At 66.0% G+C, this 12300-nt stretch carries 12 protein-coding genes; 10 read left to right on the forward strand and 2 right to left on the reverse strand.

Features of this window, described 5'->3' with window-relative positions; genetic code table 11:
* Positions 1-226: 226 nt before the first annotated feature.
* Genes secY through map form a run of 3 tightly spaced genes read left to right on the forward strand, consistent with a single transcriptional unit; the run spans position 227 to position 2894 of the window.
* On the forward strand, positions 227-1546 hold the full coding sequence (gene secY, locus A5780_RS19235) for a preprotein translocase subunit SecY (protein ID WP_063016692.1): 1320 nt from the start codon (positions 227-229) through the stop codon (positions 1544-1546).
* Positions 1543-2088 carry an adenylate kinase gene (locus A5780_RS19240; RefSeq protein WP_062994277.1) on the forward strand — a complete coding sequence of 182 codons (546 nt, stop codon included), beginning with the start codon at positions 1543-1545 and terminating at the stop codon, positions 2086-2088. Before secY ends, A5780_RS19240 begins: the two co-directional genes overlap by 4 nt.
* Before the next feature lie 5 nt (positions 2089-2093).
* Positions 2094-2894, forward strand: a complete 801-nt coding sequence (gene map / locus A5780_RS19245) for a type I methionyl aminopeptidase (RefSeq protein WP_030513408.1) — start codon at positions 2094-2096, stop codon at positions 2892-2894.
* Between the two features lie 59 nt (positions 2895-2953).
* Here map and A5780_RS19250 read toward each other — a convergent pair whose 3' ends face one another.
* A complete protein-coding gene (locus A5780_RS19250) occupies positions 2954-3151 on the reverse strand; it encodes a hypothetical protein (RefSeq protein ID WP_030513409.1) in 198 nt (65 codons plus the stop codon).
* Positions 3152-3403: 252 nt separating this feature from the next.
* On the opposite strand from A5780_RS19250, the gene A5780_RS19255 reads away from it, so the two are divergent.
* The 5 genes from A5780_RS19255 to A5780_RS19275 are packed head-to-tail and all read left to right on the forward strand — an operon-like array spanning position 3404 to position 10831.
* A complete protein-coding gene (locus A5780_RS19255; RefSeq protein ID WP_051755293.1) occupies positions 3404-3919 on the forward strand; it encodes a hypothetical protein in 516 nt (171 codons plus the stop codon).
* Positions 3920-3925: 6 nt separating this feature from the next.
* A complete protein-coding gene (locus A5780_RS19260) occupies positions 3926-6727 on the forward strand; it encodes a hypothetical protein (protein ID WP_064909159.1) in 2802 nt (933 codons plus the stop codon).
* Between the two features lie 21 nt (positions 6728-6748).
* The gene (locus tag A5780_RS19265) at positions 6749-7081 is read left to right on the forward strand and encodes a hypothetical protein (RefSeq protein WP_063016688.1); all 333 of its coding nucleotides are present in this window, start codon (positions 6749-6751) and stop codon (positions 7079-7081) included.
* 2 nt (positions 7082-7083) lie between these two features.
* Complete coding sequence (locus A5780_RS40085) at positions 7084-10032, forward strand: PPE domain-containing protein (protein WP_064909160.1); 2949 nt, start codon at positions 7084-7086, stop codon at positions 10030-10032.
* Between the two features lie 10 nt (positions 10033-10042).
* Positions 10043-10831 carry an ESX secretion-associated protein EspG gene (locus A5780_RS19275; RefSeq protein ID WP_063016684.1) on the forward strand — a complete coding sequence of 263 codons (789 nt, stop codon included), beginning with the start codon at positions 10043-10045 and terminating at the stop codon, positions 10829-10831.
* 9 nt (positions 10832-10840) lie between these two features.
* Here A5780_RS19275 and dtd read toward each other — a convergent pair whose 3' ends face one another.
* Entirely contained in the window at positions 10841-11284 is a 444-nt protein-coding gene (gene dtd, locus A5780_RS19280) for a D-aminoacyl-tRNA deacylase (protein WP_064909161.1), read from the reverse strand.
* A 164-nt stretch (positions 11285-11448) separates the two neighbouring features.
* Here dtd and A5780_RS19285 point away from each other — a divergent pair, with 164 nt between their 5' ends.
* Both A5780_RS19285 and A5780_RS19290 read left to right on the forward strand, forming a co-directional pair.
* The gene (locus A5780_RS19285; protein ID WP_146098677.1) at positions 11449-11769 is read left to right on the forward strand and encodes a hypothetical protein; all 321 of its coding nucleotides are present in this window, start codon (positions 11449-11451) and stop codon (positions 11767-11769) included.
* 25 nt (positions 11770-11794) lie between these two features.
* Positions 11795-12295, forward strand: a complete 501-nt coding sequence (locus tag A5780_RS19290) for a YbaB/EbfC family nucleoid-associated protein (protein ID WP_063016680.1) — start codon at positions 11795-11797, stop codon at positions 12293-12295.
* Positions 12296-12300: the final 5 nt, after the last annotated feature.

Below are 12300 nucleotides of genomic sequence, written 5' to 3' on the forward strand. Positions count from 1 at the left end.
GGGGTGTTGTAGCGACTAGTGTGTGGGTTTTTTATTTTTGTTTTATAACGGGGGGGGGGCGGCGGGGGTCGCGCCCGTCCGGCGCCGCTGTTAGAGTTCAAGTGTTGTCTGCCAACCAGTCTGCCCCGTTGTCGTGGCACAGGACCGGCCCTGCCCTGTAGGGCACCGGTATGTGCCGAGGTGACGGAAGTGGGCGTGACCCCCGTGTCGTCAGCCAGGAGGATCTGTGCTTTCCGCCTTCGTGTCGGCCTTCCGGACCCCGGACTTGCGGCGGAAGATTCTCTTCACGCTGGGCCTGATCGCGCTGTACCGCGTCGGCGCCTCGCTACCGTCGCCCGGAGTCGACTACAAGGCGATCCGCCATTGCATCGACGTCGTCTCCGGCGGTGACAATGCCGGCATCTACCAGCTGATCAATCTGTTCTCCGGTGGTGCGCTGCTGCAGCTGTCGGTGTTCGCGATCGGGATCATGCCCTACATCACCGCGAGCATCATCATCCAGCTGCTGACGGTGGTCATTCCGCGGTTCGAGGAACTGCGAAAAGAAGGCCAGTCCGGCCAGAACAAGATGACGCAATACACGCGTTATCTGTCGATCGCTTTGGCGATTCTGCAGGCCACCGGTCTGGTGGCGCTCGCCTCGCGCGGCCAGCTGCTGCGCGGCTGCCCGGACGAGATCCTGGCCGACACCAGCATCTTCGGCTTGATCATCATCGTGCTGGTGATGACCGCCGGCGCGGCGCTGGTGATGTGGTTCGGCGAGCAGATCACCGAGCGCGGTATCGGCAACGGTATGTCGCTGCTGATCTTCGCCGGTATCGCCGCCCGCATCCCGAGCGAGGGCAAGCAGATCCTCGACAGCAAGGGCGGTCTGATCTTCGGGCTGGTGTGTGTCGCCGCCTTCGTGGTGATCGTCGGCGTGATCTTCGTCGAACAGGGCCAGCGCCGAATACCGGTGCAGTACGCCAAGCGCGTGGTCGGCCGCAAGATGTACGGCGGGTCGTCGACCTATCTACCGCTGAAGGTCAACCAGGCCGGCGTGATCCCGGTGATCTTCGCGTCCTCACTGTTGTATCTGCCGAATCTGGTCGCCCAGCTGACCCAGTCCTCCAACTCCGACAGCTGGTGGCAGAAGATCATCCAGAAGTATCTGGTGAACCCGGGTAACCCGGTGTACGTCCTGATCTACTTCGCGTTGATCGTGTTCTTCACCTACTTCTACGTCGCGATCACCTTCAACCCGGAGGAACGCGCGGACGAGATGAAGAAGTTCGGTGGCTTCATTCCCGGTTACCGTCCGGGTAAGCCGACCGCCGACTATCTGAACTATGTACTGAGCCGAATCACCCTCCCCGGTTCGATCTACCTCGGTGCTGTTGCCGTACTGCCCAACCTGCTGTTGCACATCGGTGCCGGCGGTGGCGGTTCGAACTTCCTGCCGTTCGGAGGCACGTCGGTGCTGATCGTCGTGAGCGTCGGCCTCGATACGGTCAAACAGATCGAGAGCCAACTGATGAACAGAAATTACGAAGGGTTCCTCAAGTGAGACTCGTACTGCTCGGACCGCCGGGTGCCGGTAAAGGGACACAGGCCGAACTGCTGTCGGACAAGCTGGGTGTTCCGCACATCTCCACGGGGAATTTGTTCCGTGCGAACATCTCCCAGCAGACCCCGCTGGGTCGCGAGGCGCAGAAGTACCTCGACGCCGGCAACCTGGTGCCCAGCGATGTGACCAACCGCATGGTGGAGTCCCGCATCGCCGAGCCCGACGCCGTCAACGGATTCGTGCTCGACGGCTACCCGCGCACCGTCGACCAGGCCGAGGCCCTGGAGAAGATGCTCAAGGAGTCCGGTCACGCGCTGGACGCCGTGATCAGCTTCGAGGTGGCCACCGATGTGGTGGTCGAGCGGATGCTCGGCCGGGGCCGCGCCGACGACACCGAGGAAGTCATCCGCAACCGGATGCAGGTGTACCGCGACGAGACCGAACCGCTGCTGCAGCACTACGACGGCCTGGTCGTCTCGATCGACGGCGTGGGTGAGGTCGACGAGGTCAACGCCCGCGTGCTCCACGTTCTGGGTCGCTGAGGCGAATGGTTTTCGGCCTCAAGCAGAAGAAGGTGGTGCCGTTCCGCACCGCCGGTGAGCTCGATGCCATGGCCGCGGCCGGCGCGATCGTCGGCCGTGCGCTGGTTGCCGTGCGTACGGCCGCCAAGCCCGGGGTGTCGACCTGGGAATTGGACGAGGTCGCCGAGCAGACCATTCGCGAGGCGGGCGCCGTCCCGTCCTTCAAGGGCTATCACGGCTTCCCGGGATCGATCTGCTCGTCGGTGAACGACCGTGTGGTGCATGGGATTCCGTCGAAGGACGAGGTGCTCGCCGAGGGCGATCTGGTCTCCATCGACTGCGGCGCGATTCTCGAGGGCTGGCACGGCGATTCGGCGTGGACGTTCGGCATCGGTGAGGTCATCGAGGCCGATCGGCTGCTCAGCGAGGCCACCCGGCTGTCGATGGACGCCGGTATCGCGGCCATGCTGCCGGGCAATCGCCTGACCGACGTCTCGCACGCGATCGAGCTGGGGACGCGCGCCGCGGAGAAGGAGCACGGCCGCGCCTACGGCATCGTGGACGGGTACGGCGGACACGGCATCGGCCGCCAGATGCATATGGATCCGTTCCTCGCCAACGAGGGCGCACCCGGACGTGGCCCGAAACTCGTGGTCGGTTCGGTGCTGGCGATCGAGCCGATGTTGACTCTCGGCACCACGGAAACGACTGTGCTGGACGATGATTGGACCGTCGTCACCACCGACGGCAGTCGCGCCGCGCACTGGGAGCACACGGTAGCGGTCACCGAGGACGGTCCGCGGATCCTGACCGTTCGACCCGAATAATACGTTTCGCGACGCACCCGTGGCCTCGTCGGCGCGGGTGCGTCGTGCTGTCTGGGGTGTTACGCCGTGCGTCCCGTCATGGTGGTGAGCGGAACCACGCCGGTCCAGCCGCACGGGCGGTCGCAACTGGCGACGACGGTGGGCGCCCCGGCGAAATCGGCGGAAGCCCGTGCGGGATAACCGCATTCGGGACATTTGCCGAAGTAGTCGAGAACCTCGTGCATTCCGGGGTTCATGGCGATACTGCGTTCGGTCACGGGCCCTCCTCACAGTCGGCGCACGGCGTCGAGACCGCACGTGGTGATGAATATCTGCTGGTCGAGAACCTAACTCTCGGGCCGGTCCGATCGTTCCGTTCCGGGTGGCGCATTGGACATCTCACAAGCGGTGCGGCGAGGCGCTGCGGGTGTGCCACAGCTACCCGGCGCCGCCGTCGCCCGCCCCGGCCCGGGTGCACGGCGGTAGCCGACACTGAATTTCCTTGGGCGCCACCGGATATTCAATCTGGTGTGCTGTTGTTGCTACTGCGCGCGTCGACGGTGGAGGTGGCAGTGGTCAACGAACGGCTCCATGCCGACATGATGACGGTGCTCGAGGGGCTCGACGAGCAATTGCGCGGCATCGCCGAGATCCAGTTGCGACGCTCCCGGCTGACGGCCACGGCGAACACCTGTGAGCAGCGAATCCAGGTGACCGTCAATGCCGACGGACTGCTCATCGACACGAAGTTCGCCGACGATATCGCGGATCTGACCTACGACGAGATCGCCGCGGGGATGACCGCGGCGGTGCAGCAGGCCGCGGCGGAGGTGCTGCGACTCGGCGCCGAACTCATGCAGCCGCTGCGCGAGCGGAAGCTGCAATTGCCGAAATTGTCGGAATTCGTCGAGGGCGCACCGGATCTCGGGCAGATGATGCCGACCGCGCCACCGGCGCCGACCCGGATCGAGGATTATCGCGACGTCCCGCCCGCGCATCCGGTGGACGGCAGCGCGCACCGCTCGATGGTGTCCGACGAGGACTGATCCCCCGTGAGCCTGTACCTGCCCCCGCCCGTACGTCCGATCGCCTGGGTTGCCGGCGCCAGCTGGCCCGACGGTGACGAAGACAAGATGTGGGCGGTTTCGCGGGCCTGGGAGCAGGCGTCCAAGGATCTCGCGGCGCAGGTTCCCGGTATCGAGAGCGCGAAAACGGCGGCGATGGCGGCATTTCCGGCCGGGGATGCCGCCGATCAGATCGGCAAGTTGTTCGATGCCTTTCTGCAGGGTGACCAGTCGCTCGCGACGCTGGCCGAATCGTTCAAGACCATCAGCGATTCGACCTTCGACGTCGGTACCGAACTGCAGTCGGCGAAGATCAACATCATCGTCTCGCTGTGCATTCTGCTGGTCGAGATCGCTTGGGCGTGGCTGTTCCCGCCGACCGCGCCGGCGGTGGAGGCCGCCGCGATCGGCACCACCCGATCGATCGTGAAATTCATCGCCGACGCACTGCAGAATGCGCTCGAACGTGCCTGGGCGAAACTGGGATTCGCCACCCGCGGCGAACTCAACGGCGCCTCGCGGTACTGGTTCAAGCACATCCTCTCCGCCGATACCTGGAAGGGGATGAAGGGACAGACCTGGAAGTACAAGGCCAAGACGATTCTGCCCACGGCCAAAGGCATGGGCGTGTATACGCTGAAATTCGGTGAGGGCGCGCTCTGGGCTCCGGTGACCAACGCGATCGTGCAGGGCGCACAGATCGCGGACGGTAAGCGGCACGGATTCAACTGGAAGGAATTCGGCGCCTCCTGGGCGGCCTCGGCGTTGAGCACCATTCCCAGCCGCGAACTCGGCCGGTACATGGGCTTCGGGATCGGCAATCTCGACAAGAAGTTCGGCGGTGCGATCACCAATATGCCGTTCCGGTCGGGAATGTTCCTGCAAGGCGCGACGATCGGTGCCACGGCCGGTGTCTTCGGCAACATATTCGGCAATATCGGCGCGGGTGCGGTGACCGGTGATATCGCGGGCGCGTTCGCGGGACCGGAAGGCTGGGTAGGTAGTGCGGCCCGCGGCGGAATGGTCGGCGGTATGCGCGGTCTGGGAACGAAGACGACAACCAATACCGAGGGCGACCCGAGATTCAACCTCTGGATGAATGCGAAGGCGCCCTGGGCCCCGCCGAAGACGCCACCCACGAACAATCCGCTGACGCCGCGACCGGTGCCGGGACAGAATGAGGCGGCGTCTACGACGAATACCTCGACGACGAACGGCGGAAACCACCAGCAAGGTGGTGGTTTCCGGGATCCGTCGGATCCGAATTACATGACGCCGTCGCGTCCTGCGCCGCAGCCACCAGTGAACGGCGGACAGGGGGGCGGTGGTTTCCGGGATCCCTCGGATCCGAATTACATGGTGCCGTCGCGCCCGGCCCCTGCACCGCCGACGCACGCAGCGGGGGCGGGCGGACAATCAGGAACGGGCGGAACGCATTCGGGCCCAGCGGGTTTCGGTGGACCGCATCAGTCGACGTCCATAGCGGGTGGTGGTTTTCGGGATCCGTCGGATCCGAATTACATGACGCCGTCGCGTCCTGCGCCGCAGCCGCCGGTGAGTGGTGGGCAGGGTGGTGGTGGTTTCCGTGATCCGTCGGATCCGAACTATATGGTGCCGTCGCGTCCGGCCCCTGCGCCGCCGGTGAACGGCGGGCAGGGCGGTGGTGGTTTCCGGGATCCGTCGGATCCGAATTACATGACGCCGTCGCGTCCTGCGCCGCAGCCGCCGGTGAGTGGTGGGCAGGGTGGTGGTGGTTTCCGTGATCCGTCGGATCCGAACTATATGGTGCCGTCGCGTCCGGCCCCTGCGCCGCCGGTGAACGGCGGGCAGGGCGGTGGTGGTTTCCGGGATCCGTCGGATCCGAATTACATGACGCCGTCGCGTCCTGCGCCGCAGCCGCCGGTGAGTGGTGGGCAGGGTGGTGGTGGTTTCCGTTCGCCCTCGGATCCGAACTACATGGTGCCGTCGCGTCCGGCCCCCGCCCCGCCGGTAAGCGGTGGTGACGGATCGGTGCCGCATCCGATCGGCAATTCCGCGGGCGCGGCCCCCGGCTCTCGCCCGGCGCCTGCTATCAACGCTGCGCCGGTGGGGAATTCGAGCAATCCGCCGAATTTCTCCCGGCCGTTCACGCAGCCGGGTGCGTCGGGGGGCGGGCCGGTGAGCTCGTCGTCGGCGCCGGTTCACGCTGCGCCGGTGGGGAATTCGACGGGCAATCCGAGTGGCCCGCCGAACTTTTCCAGACCGTTCACCCAGCAAGGCCCTCCGACTGCCCCGGTGTCGAATCCCTCCACCGGAGGGCAGGGCGGTGGTTTCCGGGATCCGTCGGATCCGAACTATATGACTCCGTCGCGTCCGGCGCCGCAGCCGCCGGTGAATGGTGGGCAGGGCGGCAGTTTCCGGGATCCGTCGGATCCGAATTACATGACGCCGTCGCGTCCCGCACCGCCGCCGCCGGTCGGTGGTGGTTTCCGCGACCCCTCGGACCCGAATTACATGACGCCGTCGCGTCCGGCGCCGGCTCCGCCCCCGCCCGCTGACCCGGATGAGCCGAAGGATCCGGGGAGGCCGTTGGGGCCGGGCAAGGATTATCGCGCGAAGTCGCGGCCGAAGAAGGTGCCGGACATCGGTCCGATGCCGGCGCACTACGACGCCCCGGACGCACCGGGCGAGCAAGCGTGGCTGGACGCGGCCGATCCTCCGCCCGCGCCGCGCGCGGCGGCCTCGGACGATCCGGGCGCGAGCGACCCGGGTGGGGGCGACCCGAATGTCGACAAGCCGTTCCAGATGTAGGCACACAGGTAGGGACTGACAATGGCGGAGAAGATCGAGGTGGATGTCGACGCGCTGACAAGAGCCGCCGACCTGCCCGAGGAAGTCTCACACAAGGTTCGGGGCGTGATCGATACCCTGCACAGCACGCTGGCCGGAATCGAGAACGACTCCGCCAACCAGCCGTGGGGAAACGACAAGTCCGGCAAGAAGTTCGCCGACGGCGACAAGGGATACAAGGCGACGCGGACCAATATGGTCGACGGCGGCTACAGCATGGCCGATGCCCTGTTTCAATTCGCCGAGGGTGAGCGGTCGGCCGCCGACCAGTTCAGAGCCGCCGAACAAGGTTCGACCCAAGGCCTCGGAGGCTGATCATGACGTTGCCGAATGCGGATACCACCGAATGGACCCAAATTCTGGGTGCGGCGAATGCCGGTGTGCTGCAGTTCGATACGAAGGACATCAAGGCCGCCACCGATGCCGCGGCGCAGCTGATCGCCAATCTGGAAGCCCTGGCGCAATCGGTCCACGACACCCGCGCGCACGAGGTCGGCGCCTTCAGTATTCTGCAGTCCAGCCGCGATCTGGCCGGTGTCTACAGCAATCACGGTGCGGCACTGTACAACTCGCTGATGACCCATGCGAATGTGGTCCGCGATCAGTTCGACACCTTCGTCGCCGCGGGGAAGACCTTCGCGGCGCACGAGCACAGTTCGACGTTCAATTTCGACACGCTGGCCAAACCCAAGGACGTCACCAGCAATGTGACGCCGCCGAAACTCTCCTCGAACGGTGGGAGTCTGGTCGCCGACCTCAATCAGGATCTCGTCGACGACAGCTGGTCGATGCCGAGTTTCCCGGAGGCGATCCAGGGTTACGGCGGTAAGACCGATTCGGTCACCATCAATATCGAGAACCCGGACAGTCTGGACTGGGACCAGATGATCCAGCTGGGGCAGACGATTCACGCCCAGCCGCCGATGGATCTGTCCGGATTCTGGGATTCGATGTCGAAGCTGCTCTCCAGCAATATGGCCACCTACGCGGACCAGATCGCGAAGTTGCAGGCCAGCTGGACCGGTACGTCGTCGGCCGCGGCGGTGACCGCCGTGCGCAATTACAAGGACAGTACGCAGGATCTGATCGACGCCATCAAGGTGACCGGTGCCAGTCTGCGGTACACCAGCGACTGGCTCGAGGCCACGCGCAAGTCGATGCCCACTCCCGGACAGCCGGAGAAGACGGGCTGCAAACATCACCACACCGACGAATACCGCGCGAATTACAAGAAGTACTACGCGGAACCGATGAAATCGACGATCTCGACGATTCCGACGATCGCCATCCCGGGCCAGGCGAGCGGTGGTAGCACGTCGGGTAGTGGATCCGGGTCGGGCAGCGGCTCGGGCTCGGGCTCGGGTTCGGGCAGCGGGTCGGGGAGTGGTTCGGGTTCGGGCTACGGCAGTGGTTCGGGCTATGGGAGCGGTTCTGGATACGGCAGCGGTTCGGGCTACGGCAGCGGTTCCGGATACGGGAGCGGCTCGGGTTACGGCAGCGGATCCGGTTACGGCAGCGGCTCGGGATATGACAGCGGTTCGGGTAACGGCTCCGGCAGCGGCTCGGGTTACGGCAGTGGGTCGGGCTATGGCAGCGGATCCGGGTACGGCAGTGGGTCGGGTAGTGGCGCCACATCGCAGCAGCTGCAGGAGGCCTACCAGCAGGGCTACCAGGTCGGCTACGAAGAGGGTTCGCACAGTTCGGGTTCCGGCAGTGGCTCCGGCTACGGAGGCGGTTACGGCAGTGGTTCGGGCTACGACAGTGGTTCCGGTTACGGCGGCGGATCCGGTTACGGCAGTGGCGACGGCTACGGGAGTGGCCAGGGCTACGGCAGCGGCCAAGGCTATGGCAGCGGGCAGGGCTACGGCAGCGGTTCCGACTACGGCTCGGGCTACGGCGGTGGCGCGGGCGGCGGTTACGGAGGTGGTACGGGCGGCGGTTACGGCGGCGGATCCGGGGCGAGCTCGGGTTCGGGTCGCACCGGCAAGAGTTCGCCGATGCCGAGCAACTACGACAGCATGCCGGGCAGCGGCGAGTCCAACCAGCAACTACCGAATCTGAGCGACCTGCTCAATTCCGCCGGACTCGGCGACACCGGCGGATCCTCCGGCGGCAGTTCCGGTCCCAGCAGCACGCCGTACTCCGGTCCGACCGGCAGTGGCACCGGCTCGTCGACCGGCACCGGATCCACCTCGGGGACGGGTTCGTCGTCGATTCCGTCGAGTCTCGGTAAGACCCAGCAGTCCGGGGCGGGCGCGGCCAAGAACGGTCAGCAGCAGCTGCCGTCACTCGACGATCTCCTGTCCGGCCTTGCGGGAGAACAGAATACGGAGGCCGGAACCGGCACCACCGGCGACAGCGCCGGTCGGACGGTGCCGTCCTTCGGTAATTCGGCGACGACGGGAAGTGCGAATCCGCTGGAGTCGCTGCTGTCCGGCGGGACGGGCAACTCGAACCCGCTCACGTCGCTGCTCGGAGGGAGCGCAGGTGGCACCAATCCGCTCGAATCGCTGCTCTCGGGCGGCGAACAGGCACTGAACCAGCTCGGGCAGACGGCCCACGACAGCCTGTCCGGCTTGGGGCAACTGCTCTCCGGCATTCCTGGGTTCGATCAGTTGCTGGCGAGCAATCCGGATCTGCGTCATCTTCTGTCCGGTATCCCCGGTCTGGACCAGTTGGTCTCGGGATCGACCGGGGTGGATCAACTGCTCTCCGGCAATCCGGATCTGAGCCACCTGCTTTCCGGGATTCCCGGCCTGGATCAACTGTTGTCCGGTACGGGCGATACCGATCCGCTGCACTCGCTGGCGGAACGGCTGCGGGACCTCAGCCACACCCCGGGTATGGAGGGGCTGTCGGATATCGCGGCACAACTGGATCCCGGCGGCGACAGCGCCGGCGGGGGAGGCGCCGATGCCGGTGGCGGGGCCGGTGACGGTGGTGGAGTCGGTGGCGGTGTCGGGCCCGACGATGCGACACCGCCCCAGCAACTCGATCAACCGCGGCAACCGGACAAGTTCCCGCGCGCATCGCTACCGGCGGACGTCTCCACCTATGGTGCCGGACACCACGATTCGTACGATCAGCAGGCCGGTCAGCCCGGACAACCCGGCCAGCCCGGTATGGCGGGTACCCCGGCGTCGAGCGCGGGCAATTCCGGACCGCAGGGTCAGCACCGGCGGCCGAAATACCTGACGTCCACGGACTGGCTCGACGACGCGATGGGCGACACCCCGTTCCGGGTCAAGCCGGTGATCGAACCATGAACGAGGAAATGTGAACAGGTGGACCCTGACGGACCTGGAATTCAAGGTGTTGTGCGATACCCGATTCTTCGGTCTGGTGCCGTCGATGTTCAGCATCACCAGCCGCATCCCGTATCTGGACGACTACGAGCGCGAATGGCGCCGCATCCGAGCGGAGTTGGAGAACCGCGGTGACAGCGCTTTCGAGGCGATCGTGGACACCATGGTGCTGCCGGAGGTGCTGGTCGGCGGCGAGGCGTGGGAGGATTCGGATTTCGACAATCCGAACAAGCGGGTGCGCTTCTATGCCGGGCGGCTCGGCTCCCGTGGGTTCGTCGTGGTGCAGTTGCCGGGCGAAACCCTCAGACACGCCGAAGGTTTCACCATCACCGCCTGCGATCCGCGGGCGCTCGGTGAGACGGTCGTCGGACTGCTGCCGGCGGCCGGACCGGGTCGGCGCGGACCGATCGAGATCGAGATCGGCGAGAGCACCGGCCGGTCCTCCGGTGGCGGTTCGATGGTCGCCGACGACGATGACGACTACCGCGGGCTCACCAGTGCGGCCTTCTTCGACATTCCCGCGACTCACACCGGCACCGTTCGATTGACCCAGGGCAGATCGAAATTCGGTCCCCGCGGCCGCATCTCGGTGGCCCGGCTGTGGCGCGATCTGCCCGACGACGGTCGCTATGTGATTCCCCTGGAGGAACCGGCGCCGGTGGCCGTCGGGATGGGCTCGGCGGGACTGGCCGACTGGATCGACACCGAGGCCGAGCACATCGTGCAGCGGATGAACGACTATCAGGAGGTGGACGAGTGAGCGCGCCGCTCACGCCTCGAGCAGGAGCGTGACCGGCCCGTCGTTCACCAGCGACACCTGCATGTGCGCGCCGAAGCGGCCGGTCGCGACGGTGGCGCCGAGATCGCGCAGTGCTGCGGCGAATTCGTCGACCAGGGGTTCGGCGACCGCTCCGGGTGCCGCGGCCGACCAGGAGGGCCGCCGGCCCTTCGCGGTATCGGCGTAGAGGGTGAACTGGCTGACCACCAGGATCGGCGCGCCCAGGTCGGCGGCCGAGCGTTCGCCCCCCAGAATGCGCAGGCGAAACAACTTGTCCGCCAGCGTCTTCGCGAGCGCGGCGGTATCGGTGCCGGTGACGCCCACCAGGGCGAGCAGGCCGTGCGGCACTCCCATCGCGGGCGGGTCGATCTCGCCCACCACCTCGTCGTCGACCGTGACCCGGGCCGAGCTGACGCGCTGTACCAGGATTCGCATGCCCCCCATCATCGGTTACCGGCCGCCGCGGTGGGTTTCGCGGTGGCTTTCGGGACCGGCCACCCGGAGTTCACGTCGGCGCCACTGATGATTCTCCCGGGACTGCCATCGTCGAAGACCAGCGTCGACGGGCGCCGGCCGGCAGTGCGATGGAGGGACGGACGATGGCGGACGAGATCGAGGTCGAGGTGGCGAAACTCCGCACGGCCGCCGGGAAGACGCAGGACGTGCGTGACCACATCGAACAGGTGCTGACGAAACTGCAGGGTAAGACCACCGGCTACGGAAACTGCTGGGGGGATGACAGTCTGGGCAAGCAGTTCGCCGGTACCGGCAGCGGCGACGGCTACCTCGCCGCACACGACAACATGGTCACCGGCGCGCGTAACTTCTCCACCGCCTTCGAGAAGTTCTCCGACGGCCAGAACGACAGTGCCACCTATCTGGAGACCATGGAGCACGGCAACACCTACGGCTTCAAGTGATCGAACAGCCGCGGATCGAGCGCCCATGACGAACGAGCATATGAAGGCCGAGCTGGCGGGAATCATCGGCGAGGCCAAACAGCAACTGCGCGTGATCGCCGAAATCCAGCGTGACCGTGCGGAATTGACCGGCACCGCGTCGGTGCGCAAGAACCGGGTGACGGTCAGCGTGAATGCCGACGGCACCGTCATCGAGACCAAGTTCGGCGCCGGAATCGAGGATCTCAGTTATTCCGAGATCGCTCGGGCGGTGACCGAGGCCGCCCAGCAGGCGTCGAAGAATCTGGCGCAGCGGCATCGGGAACTGATGGCGCCGCTGCAGGAACGCCGGGCCCGGTTGCCCAAACTCACCGATCTGATCGAGGGCATGCCCGATATGCGCCTGCCGACCGCACCGGAACCCTCACTGGCGCCGCCGGATTCACCGGATCGAACCGCCGCCTACGGCGAGGACGAGCTCCGGTTCGCGGATGCGGAGACCTATCCGGTCGAACCGGAACGCCGAGTCACCGACTCCAGTTGGTGACCCGG

This window comes from Nocardia sp. 852002-20019_SCH5090214 (assembly GCF_001665865.1).
GTDB lineage: Bacteria > Actinomycetota > Actinomycetes > Mycobacteriales > Mycobacteriaceae > Nocardia > Nocardia nova.

Bases quoted from the DNA above. Each gene is read 5' to 3' on its own strand.
- map (WP_030513408.1), top strand. From the start codon at position 2,094: ATGGTTTTCGGCCTCAAGCAGAAGAAGGTGGTGCCGTTCCGCACCGCC.
- A5780_RS19265 (WP_063016688.1), top strand. From the start codon at position 6,749: ATGGCGGAGAAGATCGAGGTGGATGTCGACGCGCTGACAAGAGCCGCC.
- A5780_RS40085 (WP_064909160.1), top strand. From the start codon at position 7,084: ATGACGTTGCCGAATGCGGATACCACCGAATGGACCCAAATTCTGGGT.
- dtd (WP_064909161.1), bottom strand. From the start codon at position 11,284: ATGCGAATCCTGGTACAGCGCGTCAGCTCGGCCCGGGTCACGGTCGAC.
- A5780_RS19285 (WP_146098677.1), top strand. From the start codon at position 11,449: ATGGCGGACGAGATCGAGGTCGAGGTGGCGAAACTCCGCACGGCCGCC.
- A5780_RS19290 (WP_063016680.1), top strand. From the start codon at position 11,795: ATGACGAACGAGCATATGAAGGCCGAGCTGGCGGGAATCATCGGCGAG.